This window comes from Fodinibius halophilus (assembly GCF_011059105.1).
Taxonomy (GTDB): Bacteria; Bacteroidota; Rhodothermia; order Balneolales; family Balneolaceae; genus Fodinibius; species Fodinibius halophilus.
On record NZ_JAALLS010000002.1, the window covers coordinates 170,350 to 186,524 of the forward strand.

General features: G+C 45.9%; 12 protein-coding genes and 1 pseudogene. 2 read left to right on the forward strand and 11 right to left on the reverse strand.

What is annotated here, in order from left to right:
- Nucleotides 1–503 precede the first annotated feature (503 nt).
- From leuB to ilvB, 8 genes and pseudogenes are all read right to left on the reverse strand, one after another.
- Nucleotides 504–1,613 carry a 3-isopropylmalate dehydrogenase gene (leuB, locus tag G3569_RS02455; protein WP_165265735.1) on the reverse strand — a complete coding sequence of 370 codons (1,110 nt, stop codon included), beginning with the start codon at nucleotides 1,611–1,613 and terminating at the stop codon, nucleotides 504–506.
- On the reverse strand, nucleotides 1,600–2,172 hold the full coding sequence (locus G3569_RS02460) for a 3-isopropylmalate dehydratase (RefSeq protein ID WP_165265737.1): 573 nt from the start codon (nucleotides 2,170–2,172) through the stop codon (nucleotides 1,600–1,602). Before G3569_RS02460 ends, leuB begins: the two co-directional genes overlap by 14 nt.
- A gap of 213 nt (nucleotides 2,173–2,385) precedes the next feature.
- Nucleotides 2,386–3,699, reverse strand: a complete 1,314-nt coding sequence (locus tag G3569_RS02465) for a 3-isopropylmalate dehydratase large subunit (RefSeq protein ID WP_165265739.1) — start codon at nucleotides 3,697–3,699, stop codon at nucleotides 2,386–2,388.
- A gap of 88 nt (nucleotides 3,700–3,787) precedes the next feature.
- Nucleotides 3,788–4,942: pseudogene (locus tag G3569_RS02470) on the reverse strand (2-isopropylmalate synthase); the annotation flags it as partial.
- A 132-nt stretch (nucleotides 4,943–5,074) separates the two neighbouring features.
- Nucleotides 5,075–6,667, reverse strand: a complete 1,593-nt coding sequence (gene cimA / locus G3569_RS02475) for a citramalate synthase (RefSeq protein WP_165265741.1) — start codon at nucleotides 6,665–6,667, stop codon at nucleotides 5,075–5,077.
- Nucleotides 6,667–7,692: a ketol-acid reductoisomerase gene (gene ilvC / locus G3569_RS02480; RefSeq protein ID WP_165265743.1), complete on the reverse strand. Its 1,026-nt coding sequence runs from the start codon at nucleotides 7,690–7,692 to the stop codon at nucleotides 6,667–6,669. Before ilvC ends, cimA begins: the two co-directional genes overlap by 1 nt.
- 27 nt (nucleotides 7,693–7,719) lie before the next feature.
- The gene (gene ilvN, locus G3569_RS02485; RefSeq protein ID WP_165265745.1) at nucleotides 7,720–8,244 is read right to left on the reverse strand and encodes an acetolactate synthase small subunit; all 525 of its coding nucleotides are present in this window, start codon (nucleotides 8,242–8,244) and stop codon (nucleotides 7,720–7,722) included.
- Complete coding sequence (gene ilvB, locus G3569_RS02490) at nucleotides 8,245–9,996, reverse strand: biosynthetic-type acetolactate synthase large subunit (protein WP_165265747.1); 1,752 nt, start codon at nucleotides 9,994–9,996, stop codon at nucleotides 8,245–8,247. It abuts the gene before it with no gap.
- A gap of 544 nt (nucleotides 9,997–10,540) precedes the next feature.
- Between ilvB and ilvD the strand changes: the two genes are divergently transcribed.
- Nucleotides 10,541–12,217 (forward strand): dihydroxy-acid dehydratase, encoded by a 1,677-nt coding sequence (gene ilvD, locus G3569_RS02495; RefSeq protein WP_165265749.1) that lies wholly within the window; start codon nucleotides 10,541–10,543, stop codon nucleotides 12,215–12,217.
- 261 nt (nucleotides 12,218–12,478) lie between these two features.
- On the opposite strand, the gene G3569_RS02500 is transcribed toward ilvD, so the two are convergent.
- Both G3569_RS02500 and G3569_RS02505 read right to left on the reverse strand, forming a co-directional pair.
- Nucleotides 12,479–13,240 (reverse strand): ABC transporter ATP-binding protein, encoded by a 762-nt coding sequence (locus tag G3569_RS02500; protein ID WP_165265751.1) that lies wholly within the window; start codon nucleotides 13,238–13,240, stop codon nucleotides 12,479–12,481.
- A gap of 134 nt (nucleotides 13,241–13,374) precedes the next feature.
- A complete protein-coding gene (locus G3569_RS02505) occupies nucleotides 13,375–14,931 on the reverse strand; it encodes a hypothetical protein (RefSeq protein ID WP_165265753.1) in 1,557 nt (518 codons plus the stop codon).
- Nucleotides 14,932–15,150: 219 nt separating this feature from the next.
- Between G3569_RS02505 and G3569_RS02510 the strand changes: the two genes are divergently transcribed.
- On the forward strand, nucleotides 15,151–15,399 hold the full coding sequence (locus G3569_RS02510) for a hypothetical protein (RefSeq protein WP_165265755.1): 249 nt from the start codon (nucleotides 15,151–15,153) through the stop codon (nucleotides 15,397–15,399).
- 21 nt (nucleotides 15,400–15,420) lie between these two features.
- Here the strand turns inward: G3569_RS02510 and G3569_RS02515 are convergent, their stop codons facing one another.
- Nucleotides 15,421–16,002 (reverse strand): porin family protein, encoded by a 582-nt coding sequence (locus tag G3569_RS02515; protein ID WP_165265757.1) that lies wholly within the window; start codon nucleotides 16,000–16,002, stop codon nucleotides 15,421–15,423.
- Between the last annotated feature and the right edge of the window lie 173 nt (nucleotides 16,003–16,175).

Here is a 16,175-nt window from a genome sequence, read left to right on the forward strand (position 1 = left end):
TATTATTCTGTCGTAGCTGCGGAAGCTTCTTTAAAATTATGTCCCGAAGTATTACTCTACGCAGATAGGGTATTATCTCTGCTTCTTCTGACAGTGCATGCTTTTTTTAATGCTTCTTCAAGCAAAGGTACCAGCGGTTTGTATGATGTACGTTGTCAAGGCTCTCTCATTTACTTATATAAGAAGACGTTCTAGAGCCTCTATTATCATGTCGTGAGATTGATAGGTGCTAGGTCTTTTTCTTTAACCTGGGGTACCGTCATCCCTGCCGTGTTATTGATGTGCATAAAGGGTTTCATCGGTTAAACCACTATTGTCTAAGTTTACAACAAATGACATTATTATCATTGTGAATAAATACCGTTCTCGTTTTAATGCTTAAGCTAATATATCGATGAAATACTGGTAAAAATAAAAAAGCCTCTCCTTAGGGCTAGGGAGAGGCTTGGGTAATTAGAGCCTTCAGGTTTTAGGTTTAACTACCTTTTTTAAGGCAACTTTACCTACAAAAAGGTGCCCGGTTGTAAATTGGGATTTAGATGTTTCACCACGGCACTGCCCATCTCCGAAGTGCTAACCTCATATTCATTGGCCGGATCAGAATAAATATCCGCAGTACGGAAGCCATCTTCGAGAGTAGTCTTAATAGCTAATTCAATTTCACGGGCAGCATCAGGCATATCCAGTGAGTGACGACACATCATGGCTACAGAGGCAATTGTTGCCAGTGGGTTTGCGATATGTTGTCCGGCAATATCCGGGGCAGAGCCGTGGATAGGTTCATACATTGCATACTCTTCGCCCAGGCTGGCCGAAGGTAACATCCCAAGAGACCCCGTTATCATGGAAGCCTCATCACTCAGGATATCTCCAAACATATTCCCTGTCACAATCACGTCGAACTGACCGGGATTGCGGACCAGCTGCATGGCCCCGTTATCTACAAGCATATGGTCCAGGCTCACCTCCGGCCACTGCTTGGCCGACTCTTTAACAGTTTGTCGCCAAAGACGGGAGCTGTCCAATACATTTGCCTTATCCACAGAGGTGACTCGACGGTCGCGGAGCGTTGCCGTTTCAAAGGCGATGTGAGCAATGCGGTCTATTTCCTCGGTTGTATAGGCCTTGGTATCTACGGCGCGTTCGCCGGTTTCGGTTTTTTCAATATAACGAGGACGTCCAAAGTAGATGCCGCCTGTTAACTCGCGCACGATCATGATATCTACATCCGTGATAATCTCCTCTTTTAACGGGGAGGCATGGATCAGCGAATCATAGGTTTTAATGGGGCGCAGGTTCGCAAACAAGTCGAGTTCTTTGCGCAGTCCCAGCAGGGCAGCCTCCGGACGTTTGTCCTTGGGTTGATCGTTCCACTTAACCCCGCCAACGGCTCCCAGTAATATTGCCGGACTTTCTTTACAAGCTTTCAGCGTTTCATCTGTGAGTGGCCGTCCATATCGATCTATGCTGGCACCGCCAATAGGAAAAGTTCGGGTTTTCAGTTTATAGCCGTGTCGCTCACATACTGTTTGTAAAATATTAACGGCTTCTTTGGTTACTTCCGGGCCGATACCATCGCCCGGTAAAACAACAATTTCTTTAGTTTTTGACATCGATCATTCCCTCCTTACGTGCAAATTCAAAGATCCCACCGGCGTTAACGATATCCGCAACACTGCCCAGTGGACGTATCTTGTAACTTTTATTTTGTGTAGTATTTGTGACTGTCTGTTTTTCCGGATCAATTTCCAGTTCATCCCCGGTTTCTACTTCTTTGCTTAGGTTTTCCAGGCTTTCATATGGGATTACAAAGCCCCCATCAACGGAATTACGATAGAAGATGCGCGCAAAAGTAGGAGCAATGATTGCTTCCACACCGGCAATGTCGAGTGAGGCCGGGGCATGTTCGCGGGATGAGCCGCAACCGAAATTAGGTCCGCCCACAATAATACTGAACTCACTTTCAAAGGCATCTTCTTCCACAAGGGGAATACCGCCTTCCGGTAATCCGGACTGCTCATCCGGCACACCCGAGAGGGCATGGCGGCCATAAAATTTCCGTTCTTCCGGATCATCGAGGCTGTAGACAAGATGCTCAGCCGGAATAATCTGATCGGTGTCGATATTTCTACCGAGTACAAAAGCTTTTCCTGTAATTTTTTGTTTACTCATGATTGTTTAACTAGTGATTATTTTTTGGATCAAACTTTAAATTTCAAAGCAGGATAATTGATATGAATCTATGTACTACCTAAAATTAGCCATTGTTTGAAATTGCTATCATCCCCCTTAATCCCCCTTCGAAGGGGGACTGGGGGATGATGGTCTATATAAAGTTGAGGCAATCGATTCAATAAAGAAGCTATTATCCTATTATTGTGATTTTTAAATGACCGTTTCTTGGATGAAAACGCGTGGATCGGTAACCTTTCCGGTTACGGCAGAAGCCGCCACGGTGTAAGGTGAAGCCAGGTATACAGCCGAATCCTTGGACCCCATACGCCCCGGGTAATTACGGTTAGTCGTAGAAATACAGACCTCCTGGTTATTCAGGCGACCGAAAGTATCCGACGGACCACCAAGGCAGGCCGCACATGAAGCATTTCCAATTTTGCAGCCTGCTTCTTTGAATATTTCGATAAGTGGACGCCCGTTAAGGGTTTCCGTTTCCAGTCTGCGGGCAATCTCAGTGGTAGCAGGAACGACATATGTATCGATCTTGAGATCGTGGCCCGTAATAATTTCTGCGGCTGCTTTAAAATCAGAAAGCTTACCACCGGTGCAAGAACCAATATAGGCACGGTCCAGTTTAGTACCCTCGAGTTCTAAGGCCGTTGCTTTGTTGTCGGGGCTATGGGGCTTGGCCACCATCGGCACCATCTCTTCCAGGTTGTACTGGTAGGTGCTGTGGTACTCGGCATCGGGATCACTGTATACCGGCTCAAAATCCTTATCGGTGCGTTCCCGCACATAAGCTTCCGTTTTGGCATCGGGCTCTACTACTCCATTTTTTCCGCCCGCTTCAATGACCATGTTGGTCAATGTCATCCGATCCTCCATGCTCATGCAGCTGATGCCCGGACCGCCAAACTCCATCGTACGATAGGTGGCACCGTCAACACCAATATCCCCAATAATTTGGAGGATAATATCTTTGGCCATCAGGTAGGGGGGCATAGAGCTGCCATTGAATTCAAAGCGCATAGTTTCGGGCACTTTTACCCAAAGCTGACCGGTACCCATAATAAAGGCGGCATCCGTATTACCGATGCCCGTGGCAAATTGGCCGAAAGCCCCGGCCGTGCAGGTGTGAGAGTCGGTACCAAAGAGTACTTCGCCCGGGCGTGTAAATCCTTCTTCGGGCAGGGCGATATGGCAAACTCCTTTATAACTTTCCGATCCTACATCATAGAAGTGCGGTAGATCCTGGTCGGCAGCAAAGGCGCGCAGGATATCTACATTACGATTGGCATATTTGTCATTGGTAAAAATATAGTGATCGGGGATAATAACGAGCTTATCTTTATCCCAGACGCGGGCATCTTCGCCAAATTGATCCCGAAATATGGAGATCGAAGGCGGTCCGCAGACGTCATGTGTCATAAGTACATCAACATCTACCCAGACACTTTCGCCGGGTTCCACGGATGAGGCGCCGCTGTGGTTTGCTAAGATTTTTTCTGTGAGAGTCATTCCCATAATTCTAAGTGTTTAATGAATTCGTTATTTGGTAATTATTGTGTAAGATCAGATTCAATTATCCAGCTACTTTCGGGTCCCCATCTGCTGGTTGGTGAGAAAGCGTATCTATGATAAGGTCAAGAATATCGCTTTCTTTAACTTTTTTCTTCTCGTCAGCAACTTGTGTGAACTTGAAATAAACCCGGTTCAACTCGTCTTTCTCGAGTTCATATCCCATCTTCTGGAGTTTTTTATTAAGGGCAAAACGTCCCGAGTGTTTACCCAGCACGATCTTGTTGCTTTCAAGTCCCACCGATTGTGGGGTCATAATTTCGTAGGTCATCGGATTGTTCAGTACCCCATGCTGATGGATGCCTGCTTCATGAGCAAAAGCGTTATCGCCCACAATAGCCTTGTTGGGTTGCACGTTGTGACCGGTAATTTCAGACAATAGCTTACTTGACGGCACCAGTTCTTCAGTTACTACCTTTGTTTCGCGGTCATCGTCACGGGTGGCAATAGCCATCACAATTTCTTCCAGTGAGGCATTACCGGCGCGTTCGCCGATACCATTAATGGTACATTCAACCTGGTCGGCACCATTTCGGATAGCCATCAGAGAATTTGCAACAGCTACTCCTAAATCGTTATGGCAGTGTACACTAAGAGTTGCCTGATCGATATTGGGGACATTTTCTTTAATACCTTTGATAAGGTTTCCGTATTCCCAGGGCATTGCATAGCCCACGGTATCCGGGACATTGATTGTTTTTGCCCCGGCCTTAATTACTTCTTCAAAAATTTGATAAAGAAAGTCGGGATCACTTCGGGAGGCATCTTCGGCAGAAAACTCTACATCATCACAATATTGTGTAGCATGTTCCACGGCATCAACAGCGGAATCCAACACTTCATCCCGGGTTTTCTTCAGCTTGTATTTCATGTGGATATCCGAAGTCGCAATAAAAGTGTGGATGCGCGGTTTCGCCGCCGGTTCTACGGCAGCTGCAGCTCGGTCGATATCTTTATGTCTGGTACGGCACAGGGCCGCCACAGTACTGTTGGTGATATGCTTGCTGATTTCGCGAACGGTCTCAAAGTCTCCATCCGAAGCGATAGGGAAGCCGGCTTCAATGACATCAACCTGCAGGCGCTCAAGTTGGTGAGCAAGCTGCAGTTTTTCTTCTTGGTTCATACTAAATCCCGGAGATTGTTCGCCGTCGCGAAGCGTAGTGTCAAAAATTTCAATGTGGTTGTTCATAATAATTGTCTGGTGGATTTGATGACGTTTTTTGTGCGATGAATGATCGGTTTGAGCATAGTAGTTGTAGGTTTAGTTTTGGCAGAAAACTGCCTAGTAGTCCGGATAGTAGCAGGTGTAGATTGGTCATTGTTATATGGCTTTTTTGTTGTGCGTTTGTTCGTGTTGATTGGCTAAATAGTAGTTAAAACTGTCTGAGAGGGCTTCCCAACTGGCGTCGATGATATTGCGAGAGACGCCTACGGTAGTCCATGGTTCATCATTTTTTACCGAATCGATGAGTACCCGTACTTTGGCGTCGGTACCGTCTTTGTGATCCAGAACCCGCACCTTATAATCCTGCAGGTGCATGTCGGCGATACCGGGATAGAAACGGTGAACCGCTTTTCGCAACGCTTTGTCGAGGGCGTGAACAGGTCCGCTCCCTTCGGCAGCGCAATGTTCCATCTGCCCGTTAACGGTTAGGCGGATAGTTGCTTCCGTTCGGGAATCCCCGGAAATATTCTTTTCTACGATGATGCGGAAGCCTTCAAGTTTGAAGTAATCTTCCCACTGTTTTTTCATTTTCTGAACTAACAGTTCCAGGGAGGCTTCGGCCGCCTCAAACTGGTACCCTTCATTTTCCATCTGTTTAAGCTTATCCACGATAGCTGGAATCTCTTCGCTCTCTTTGTCGAGATCGATACCCAGTTGATCGGATTTGTAGCGGATATTGCTTTTCCCCGAGAGATCTGATACCAGCACCCGGCGGCGATTCCCTACGCTTTCAGGAGTAACATGTTCATAGGTATCTGCATTTTTCATCACGGCACTAACGTGGATGCCTCCTTTATGTGCAAAGGCACTTTGTCCTACATATGGCTGACGATGGTTGGGATTAAGGTTTGCGACCTCACTGACAAAGCGGGAGAGCGAAGAAAGCTCAGATACTTTTTCTTCCGGCACGCACTGGTATTGCTGTTTCAGCTGCAGGTTGGGGATGATCGAGCAGAGATTCGCATTTCCACATCGCTCCCCATAGCCGTTGACAGTTCCCTGCAAATGAACACATCCAGAGTTTACCGCTGCAAGCGTATTGGCCACTGCCAGCTCGCAATCGTTATGGGCGTGGATACCGAGCGGTGTATCTACATGTTCTTTTACCTCATTGACAATTTTCCTGATTTCATTGGGGAACGTCCCGCCGTTGGTATCACAAAGTACCAAGGTATCAGCGCCGGCCGACTCAGCAGATTTAATAGTGGATAACGCATATTCGGGATTCGCTTTGTATCCGTCGAAAAAATGTTCGGCGTCGTAGATCACTTCTTTGTCGTGTTCTTTGAGATACCGCACCGAATCATGGATCATGCGGATGTTCTCCATGGTATCAATCTTCAGAGCCTCTTCGACATGGAGCAGCCAACTTTTTCCAAAAATCGAGACTGCTGGAGTCCCGGCATCAATAAGCATCTGTATATTGTGATCTTCCTCCGGGCTGTTATTAGCACGACAAGTACTGCCGAATGCCACAACCTTGGCATGATCGAAGGTGTGGTCACGCGCCAGCTCAAAAAACTGCATATCTTTGGGATTAGACCCCGGCCAGCCGCCTTCGATATAATCAATACCAAAGGCGTCGAGCCGTTGTGCAATACGCAGTTTATCTTTAGCCGAGAAAGCGACTTTTTCACCCTGCGTGCCGTCACGCAAGGTAGTATCAAATAGGTGGATCGTCTGGTTCATTATTCTGCGGCCTCTACCACTTCATCTTCACTTTCATCGATCCAGTTCATCATAGAGCGCAGTTGCTTGCCCACTTTCTCGATCTGGTGGTCGCCCAGTTTAGCCCGCAGTTGTTTTAGTTTAGGGATGCCGGCCTTGTTTTCTTCCATCCACTCATCAGCAAAGGTGCCTTCCTGAACTTGTTTTAGTACCTCTTCCATACGCTCCTTATTGACGCTATCCACCACATCAGCACCGCGGGTGAGTCCGCCGTATTCTGCCGTATCGCTTACTGAGTAGTACATGCGTTCAATGCCGCCTTCGTACATCAGGTCCACAATGAGTTTGAGCTCGTGGAGGCATTCGAAGTAGGCGATTTCGGGCTGATATCCCGCTTCGGTCAGTACTTCAAAGCCCTGTTTTACCATTTCTGATACGCCTCCACAAAGGATAGCTTGTTCCCCGAAAAGGTCAGTTTCGGTCTCTTCTTTGAAGGTGGTCTCAATGACTCCGGCTCTGGTGCCGCCAATGGCTTTGGCATAGGCCAGGGCCGTATCTTTAGCGGTGCCGGAATAATCTTGTTCTACGGCAACCAGGCAGGGTACGCCCGATCCTTTTTGGTATACGCGTCGTACCAGGTGCCCCGGACTTTTGGGGGCGATCATAAATACATCGACTTCATCTTTGGGTTCGATCTGTCCAAAGTGAATGTTAAAGCCGTGGGCAAAAGCAAGGACGTTGCCTTCTTCCAGGTTTGGTTCAATAGCATTTTCATAGAGATCAGCCTGGTATTGATCCGGAATAAGGACCATCACAATATCACCGCGCTTGGCTGCCTCGGCGGGAGCTACTACTTTCAGCCCTTCCTTTTCAGCTTCGGCCCGGGATGAACTTCCTTCCCGAAGTCCCACAACCACCTCAACACCGCTGTCTTTCAGGTTGAGGGCATGGGCGTGGCCTTGACTGCCGTAGCCTAGAATGGCTACCGTTTTTCCGTTTAAGTGATCAAGGTTTGCGTCGTCGTTATAATATGTTTTTGCTTTCATTGTAGGTGTAAGTGTTCGTTGTTTGATTTAAACTGATCCGTTGAATTCTCTTTTAAGTGCTACGCTGCCGGTCCGGGCTAATTCGATAATGCCGAAAGGGCGAACCATACCGATAAAGGCATCGATTTTATCCCGGTTACCGGTAATCTCGATAGCGAGTTTGCCGGGACTGATATCAATAACCTTGGCCCGGAAAACCTGTGTAATCTGCATGATTTCTGATCGCGCAGAATTGCTGGCTTTTACTTTTACCAAAGCCAGTTCGCGCTCCACAAAACTTTCGTAGGTGAGATCGGCTACCGTTACCACGTCGATAATCTTATGCAGCTGTTTGGTGATCTGTTCGATAATCTGCTCATCTCCATGCGTGGTGATAGTAATGCGAGCCAGTCCCGACTCTTTTCCCGAGCCAAAGCTGATGCTGTCGATCTCAAATCCCTTGCTGCTAAAAATGCCGATGATGCGTGAAAGGGCATTCAGGTTGTAGCTTACGACTACCGAGAGCGTATGCTTTTGTTCGTCTGTTTGAACTTGTTTCTGTGCAGTGCTCATCTATTCATCCCCCAAAACCATTTCGTTTATCGCTGCTCCGGCAGGGACCATCGGGTAGCAGTTTTCATGCTCCTCGACTTGGAAATCCATGACTACCGGCCGGTCGTTGACCTCCATGGCTTGTTGAAGAACTTTATCCATCTCTTTGGGAGTGGTTGCACGAAGACCAACAGCGCCATAGCTTTCGGCCAGCTTTACAAAGTCGGGATTCCCTTTCTTGAGGATAGAGTGGCTGTAACGCTCATCATAAAAAAGCTCTTGCCATTGCCGTACCATGCCAAGGCACTGGTTATTCATAATGGCAATTTTAAGCGGGATTTCATGTTCTACCGCAGTAGAAAGTTCATAGGGGGTCATCTGGAATCCGCCATCGCCGGTAATACAGACCACCGTACGATCCGGGCAGGCAAAAGCCGCTCCCATGGCTGCCGGGAATCCGTATCCCATAGTGCCCAGTCCCCCCGAAGAGAGAAATGAGCGCGGGTTGTTGAATGTGTAGTGCTGGGCGGTCCACATCTGGTGTTGCCCTACATCGGTAGCCACAATCGCGTCACCATTGGTGACATCAGAAATAGCTTCGATCATCTGTTGCGGCTTAATAGTATCTCCTTTTTCTGGTACGTTAAGAGGATGATCTTTTTGCCACTTTCGGATTGTCTGCCACCATTTACCGGTATTGGGCGTGTCCACCTTTTCGTCAATTTCGGGGAGTACCTGTTTTACATCGCCCACGATAGGAACCTCTACCGCTACATTTTTGCCGATATTTGTGGGATCAATATCGATATGGATCTTTTTGGAATGTGGAGAAAAGCCTTCCAGGTTCCCGGTTACCCGATCATCAAAGCGGGCACCTACTGCAAGCAGTACATCACATTCAGTAGTCGCCATATTAGCCGTATACGTACCATGCATTCCCAGCATGCCCAATGATTGTGGTTTGCCTTCGGGGAATCCGCCGAGCCCCATCAGCGTGGTCGTAACCGGGATGTTGTGGCGTTCGGCCATCACGGTAAGTTCGTTCCAGGCTTCACCCAATACCACTCCGCCTCCTGCATAGATAAGCGGTTTTTGGGCATCACTTAACAACTCTGCTGCCTTTTTGATCTGGCTAAAATGTCCTTTTTCGGTAGGACTGTAACTGGGAATAGAAACTTTTCGAAGTCCGCTATAGTGGCCTTTGGTTTTGAGCATATCCTTGGGAAGATCCACCAATACCGGGCCGGGACGTCCGCTGGTAGCTACGTGAAAAGCTTTACGTGTTACCTGCTCCAGGTCATTAACATCATCCACCAGGTAATTGTGTTTGGTAATCGGACGAGTGATGCCAACAATATCCGCTTCTTGAAAAGCATCATTTCCGATAAGGTCGGTAGGAACCTGTCCCGTAAAGACGACAAGCGGAATGGAATCCATGGCTGCCGTAGCAATACCGGTAACCGTATTGGTGCCGCCGGGACCTGATGTGGCAAGTACAACGCCCGGTTTTCCGGTTACACGAGCATAACCATCAGCGGCGTGGGTACCGGCTTGTTCATGGCGAACAAGCACGTGGTTAATGTCGTGAGTATCAAATAGTTCGTCATAAAGGGGGAGTACGGCCCCTCCCGGATACCCGAAAATGGTATCCACCTCGAGATCTTGCAGCGTGTTGATAAGAATCCCAGCACCGTTCAGTACGGACGGGCCGGAGTCTTCTGGAGGTTCTTGCTTTTTATTTTGTTTGAGTTTGTGAGCTTTTGCGTTGTCCATGACGTATAACGGATATAGTTTTCCCGCCAGAGGTCAGAGAAAGTTGGAATGTGATTCGGAACTTGGTTTCTAACCTCTGGCTGTTATGGTTAGCTAATAATTAGGATTAGGTTAATAATGCCAGAAATTAGAATAGGTAGAATAATTAGTAGACTTAGCACACTTAGGACAGTGTTTATACTAATTACATCTACCACAGGGGAGATAGAAATAGATACAGGTACTATAAGAGAGATAAGAGATACCACAAGTAACATAGCCATACCAAAAGCATCGGACAGCGCGGAAAGGAGATCCGGCAACCGGTTGGCGTTATTGGTATGTATTACTTGTGAGTACAAATGCAACTATTTCTTTCAATTTGAATTTTCATAATAGATAATGGAGATTTCGATGTCAAATAAAAAAACAAAAAGATGAAAGTTTAACTGTTTCGGTTTTTTACTAGTTGCCCAAAAAAAGAAATAAGGGTTTTAAAACCTTTCTTTTAGGGTGTTGTTATATTTGGTTACTTTATTTTTATAAAAATCAATAAATAGTGCTCATGGCCCAGAAACTCAATAAATACAGCTCAGAACTAACACAAAAAGAATCTCAGGTTGGCTCGCGTGCGATGCTCTACGGTGCGGGCTTGACCGATGAAGATATGGATAAACCTCAGGTTGGAATTGCCAGCACGGGTTGGGATGGCAATCCGTGTAACATGCACCTGAATGGGTTGGGTAAGCATATTCGTGAGAGCGTTTGGGATGCCGGACTGGTTGGATTCATGTTTCACAGTATTGGAGTAAGTGATGGTATTTCGATGGGAACGCAGGGTATGAAGTATTCGCTGCAGTCGCGAGAGGTTATTGCCGATTCCATTGAAACGGTGATGCGAGCCCAGTGGTACGATGCTAATATTTCTGTTGTGGGATGTGATAAAAACATGCCGGGTTCAATAATAGCTATGGCACGTTTTGATCGTCCTTCTATTATGGTGTACGGCGGAACCATCCGCCCCGGGAAGTACCAGGGAGAAGATCTGGATGTGGTTTCAGCATTTGAATCGTATGGCGAATACCTTTCGGATGAAATCACCAAAGAAGAGATGGATGAGGTACTCCGCCACGCTTGTCCCGGGGCCGGAGCTTGCGGGGGCATGTATACTGCCAATACCATGGCCTCGGCTATTGAGACAATGGGGATGAGCTTGCCGTTTAGTTCGTCTATTCCGGCTACACATCAGCAGAAGGTGGATGAGTGCCACCGTGCGGGAGAGGCAATACTCAACTTGATGGAGCAGGATATTACGCCCCGGGATATCATCACAAGAAAAGCACTCGAAAATGCAGTAACGATTACGATTGCGCTTGGTGGTTCCACCAATGCGGTGATGCACCTGCTGGCTATTGCCCGATCTGCGGAAGTGCCTTTTACCATTGATGATTTCCAGGATATTAGTACGCAAACGCCTTACTTGGCTGATCTAAAACCCAGCGGACAGTATGTAATGGAAGATCTGTATAATGTGGGAGGAGTACCGGCAGTGCAGAAATTGTTGTTAAAGGAAGAGCTTTTGCATGGTGACCCACTTACCGTTACAGGGAAAAGCCTCGAAGAGAATGTGGCCGACGTACCCGGACTGTTTGAGGAGCAGAAAATTATTTCACCGGTGAGTAATCCCATCAAAAAAACAGGACACCTGCAGATCTTATATGGAAACCTGGCCTCTGAAGGGGCAGTAGCCAAGATCACCGGAAAGGAGGGGACCCGATTTACCGGCACGGCGCGGGTTTATAACTCGGAAGAAGAAAGTCTTGAAGGAATTGAGAATGGCGAGGTGAAAGCGGGAGATGTGGTAGTGATTCGCTATGAAGGGCCCAAAGGTGGACCCGGAATGCGTGAGATGCTTTCGATAACGGCGGCTATTATGGGCGCCGGACTTGGAAAAGAGGTTGCTCTTATTACCGATGGACGATTTTCGGGCGGGAGTCACGGTTTTGTGATTGGTCATGTTACGCCGGAAGCACAGGTGGGTGGGACCATTGCCCTTATTGAAGATGGGGATACCATTACCATTGATGCTGACAGCAGGGAGATTGACGTGGATCTTTCGGATGAAGAGCTGGCAGAGCGTAGAAAAAGCTGGGAGCCTCCCTCGTTGGATGTAAAAGGGGCGCTCTATAAATATGCCCAGTTGGTATCGTCTGCCTCGGAAGGTTGTGTTACGGATAGGTAAATGTTATGACTGATAGGTACGCGGATTGTGTGTCTGCTGGTTATAGTGTGGGCTGTTTAGCACGAGCGGGATGCTCGCACTATCCATTGTTTGTGTCGGGGCAGAATTTGTAATATCGGGCAACCAATGCCCCCACAGGTCATTTCGAACGTAGTGGAAAATTTCCACCGTTCTACTCCTTCCAGAGCAGAGCACTGGAAGGAGTAGAATAAATTTAGCCCCCTCCTACTTCCAGTGCTCTGCTCTGGAAGGAGGTAGGGGCTATAACCAGTTTAAAACATCATCCTGGGGCTTCTCTATCTCAATATAACTCTCAAATATTTCGCTGAGACTGGCATCCTTCTGCAGCTCCTTGCGGCTTTCAGAATCCAGGTAAGCAATGATTTCCTGGTTGTGCAGGATGGCAATATCATCACAGAGATTCTCCACAATTTCCAGAATATGACTGGTAATAATAATGGTGACCCCTTTGTTTTGAAGCTGGTTAAGAATGGTTTTCATACGGCCGATAGAGATCACATCAATACTTTCAAAGGGTTCATCCAGGAACAAAATGTTAGGTTTGCTAAGAATAGCGGCGCAGAAAGAGAGCTTTTTTCGGCTGCCGGCAGAAAGTTTGTTAATTTTTGCATACTCAAATTCTTGCAGGCCCAAGTAATTGAGCAGGGAATTAATTTTAGGTTGACGACCTTCGCTGGGTATTTCGTAGATATCACAGATATAATGCAGAAAATCGTTACTCGTGAAGTGTTCAAAAAGAAGGGGCGGCTGTAGAACCGAGGCTACCCGTCGCTTTATTTTAAGTTCATTTTCTTCGGTCAAGGGTAAGCCATCGATGATAATTTGGCCATCGTCATAATCCAGTAGACCGGTAAGTATTCCGATCAGCGTACTTTTCCCCGCACCGTTGGGACCAATGAGTCCAAATATATTGCCCGATGGAACGCTAAGATCAAAATTATCAAGTACAGGCGTATCTCCATACGATTTTTGCAGGGCGTTAATTTCTATGGCTTGTTCCATACCTAGGGGGTGTTGAACTAACGAATTCGTTTCTATTCAACTACTCAAACAAAATTATTTCTAATTAATTTCATGGCAAAATAAGGAGTACGCTTAGGTGGTATAAACACTGGTTTGTTTAAGATTATATTTAGTTATTGTCCGGCATCATCCCAGACTTGGTGCAGAATATGTTTGTCAAAGGCGCGGACCAGTACATTCATATTGCGCCACAGGTATACGCTTATTGCCAGGATAAGCCCACCCATTACGTAGAGGCGATAGATTTGTAGATTACCAATAGGTGCAAAAACGGCGTATCCCAATCCAAAGATCAGGAAGACCATCATAAAAGTGACCTTTTGTGAAATAATGGGATGCTTGAAACTAAAAGAGGTATAGTCGGCCTTTTTGTAGTAGTAAAATGATGACCAGATGAATACCAACATGAAACAGGCAAAGAAAAAAGTATTTGCGATATAGATGCCAACTACCGAGCCCAGTTGGGGCAGGTAGAGTATTTCAGCTGTAGTAATCAGGTAAAAGATAAGAAGCGGGACAACGATAATCCCCAGGAAGCGCTCTTTAAGCTGCCTTTCAAAAGAACTGGGAAATTGTCGGTGTAGTAAAAATTCTTTGTTTTCGTAACCATACATATTAGCCATACCCATGGCCAGCAGAGCAACGGGGATTGCAGCGAGCATTGTGGGGATGAGTAGTGCGCTATAGTAATTGTTGTTTAGCTGCAATAAGAGGGGGATATAAACAGCAGGGATGAGCGCAATAGTTAACAGCTGCAGGCGATTGTAGGAGTGGGAGAGTACATAATAATAAAACTTGCCGGCATGTAGGCCCAACCACTTTTTGAGAAAGTGCCACAATTGGTTTTTTTTGTAGATTTTTCGTTCTTGTATGGGCTGCAATAATCCTTCTCTAGTTTTTAAAAAATGATCACGAAAAATTAAAAAGATAAGTAGGGCAGTGAAGCCGTAGATTGCAGAAGCCACACCAAGGCTATATTCACCGGTGGCTGTGTATTGTAACAAGCCTCCGGGGGTATAAAAGAGGTAGCTGTTTAGGGTTGTTATGCCTGGAAGGTATTGGGCGACGACATACTCAAATTCACGAGAGATAATTGCTATAGCTTGAATAGTTCCAAAAATGACAAACAAGGCACTAAACACAATAAGCTTAAAGCGTTTCTCGATAACTTTTAGAAATCGATGTTTTATGGAGTAGATAATGGCATAGTTAAGTAGTACTACGGCTAAAACCACGGGAACATACATAAGGTGTTTAATTTGTATGAGCAGAAAAACAAGCCACGTAAAGTTATAAATGAGATTGAGCGGGTGTAGAAAGCCCATTAAATTAAGATGCCAGCTTAGTTTTTTTACCGGGTAACCAAACGCAAGAAGCTTGCGGTTTTCTGGCATGTTTAGCAGGCGGGTACTAGTAAAAGAGAAGTGGAGTATCCATAGGACATTGGCAAAGATGAGTGTAATAAGCTGATGTATCTCGGAGGTAAGCCATGGCAGTTGACTTATTACTGCAGGGTTATGATCGAAGAGGACAATGACCAATGCAGATCCCAAGAGGTTGGAAAAGAGTATCAAAAGAAAGATGATATACCCAATAACCAAAAAGGCCTGAAAATTAGTAAGTCGTGCCAAAAAAGCCGACCAATTGAGATATATGAGCTTTCTAAACATAATGTTCTCAGAGCACTTAACTTATTGGCGTATTCCCTTAAAGGTTTAACTTACGAGCAACAAGCCGCTTTTAGAAAGAGTTCATCCCGGCAAAAGAAAAAGCAATGATAGGGATGATCTATTCAGATTTTCTGGGTACTTTTAGTATTGTTGAAGAGTGGTGGTGATTATTTATCCAATATTAATAGTGATCGTTATTTAAACAGATATTAAAGACGAATGACTTCTAAAAATATACTCAAATACATATTTATTGCTGCAGTACTAGTATTAGCGAGTTTAGCACTTGCTGATGCATTGGGCTATTTCAACCAGAAGTCGTATACCGCTGTGTCTCATGGTTCACATGCCCATTATGTGCCTCACGACCGGGATCCTGATGTGCCCATTAATAAATTTCCGCGTGAAGAACCGGCCCCGGGAGAAAAAATTACGCCTACTGGTCAGATAGTCCCGGCAGAGGAATAAATGCAAAGTGGTTATTTGTTTTTAGAAACTAAATCCGCCTACTATAGAGAGCACACTGTTTTTACCGGCGTCTTCAATATCAAGGTTAGATGTGAGCCCAAAATTATAACGGACACCAATATTTAGTTTGGCAGCACCGACATTTAGGTCCGTCCCTGCACCTACAACACCCCCGAAATCGGTCTTTGTGTTATCCAAATCAATACTCAAACTTCCGCCCGAGACTTCACTGTTGAAAACAAAACCGGCATACGGTCCAAAATAGACATGAGGTTGGACCGGGCCAGGGGCAAAGCTGAACTTGGCAAGTACTGGTACTTCAATATAATCCAGCTTTAAGGTGCCACCGAGTGCTTTGTATCCCTTTTGGGTATAGAGCACTTCGGGTTGAATAGATATCGGACTCATCGGGACTTTCAGGTTCAAATATCCGCCTAGCATTAGCCCGGTGCGGTTACTTGGATCCAAATTGTCAGGCTGATCATTGAGATTGCTGTAATTAACTCCGGCACGAATGCCGATCTCTGCCTGTGCTTTGGCTTTATTAACAGAAAAGATGGTAATAGTTGCGAATAGTAAGAGGGGTATTAATAATTTTTTCATAACGTCATTCTTCATTTTTAGGATTCTCTATAATCTTTTATGAAGAATCGAAGCCTTTTGTTCCTTTCGGATGGTTAGGGTATTAATTAAAGTCCCTGTATTTGAGCTAACTTTATGTCGGGTTACGTATTTATAGGTGTAGCAATGGTATACTTCGAGCTCATATTATTAAT

Excerpts from the sequence above, each read along its gene's own strand:
- leuB (WP_165265735.1), bottom strand. The coding sequence starts at position 1,613 with ATGTCAAAAACTAAAGAAATTGTTGTTTTACCGGGCGATGGTATCGGC.
- G3569_RS02460 (WP_165265737.1), bottom strand. The coding sequence starts at position 2,172 with ATGAGTAAACAAAAAATTACAGGAAAAGCTTTTGTACTCGGTAGAAAT.
- G3569_RS02465 (WP_165265739.1), bottom strand. The coding sequence starts at position 3,699 with ATGGGAATGACTCTCACAGAAAAAATCTTAGCAAACCACAGCGGCGCC.
- cimA (WP_165265741.1), bottom strand. The coding sequence starts at position 6,667 with ATGAACCAGACGATCCACCTATTTGATACTACCTTGCGTGACGGCACG.
- ilvC (WP_165265743.1), bottom strand. The coding sequence starts at position 7,692 with ATGAAAGCAAAAACATATTATAACGACGACGCAAACCTTGATCACTTA.
- ilvN (WP_165265745.1), bottom strand. The coding sequence starts at position 8,244 with ATGAGCACTGCACAGAAACAAGTTCAAACAGACGAACAAAAGCATACG.
- ilvB (WP_165265747.1), bottom strand. The coding sequence starts at position 9,996 with ATGGACAACGCAAAAGCTCACAAACTCAAACAAAATAAAAAGCAAGAA.
- ilvD (WP_165265749.1), top strand. The coding sequence starts at position 10,541 with ATGGCCCAGAAACTCAATAAATACAGCTCAGAACTAACACAAAAAGAA.
- G3569_RS02500 (WP_165265751.1), bottom strand. The coding sequence starts at position 13,240 with ATGGAACAAGCCATAGAAATTAACGCCCTGCAAAAATCGTATGGAGAT.
- G3569_RS02505 (WP_165265753.1), bottom strand. The coding sequence starts at position 14,931 with ATGTTTAGAAAGCTCATATATCTCAATTGGTCGGCTTTTTTGGCACGA.
- G3569_RS02510 (WP_165265755.1), top strand. The coding sequence starts at position 15,151 with ATGACTTCTAAAAATATACTCAAATACATATTTATTGCTGCAGTACTA.
- G3569_RS02515 (WP_165265757.1), bottom strand. The coding sequence starts at position 16,002 with ATGAAAAAATTATTAATACCCCTCTTACTATTCGCAACTATTACCATC.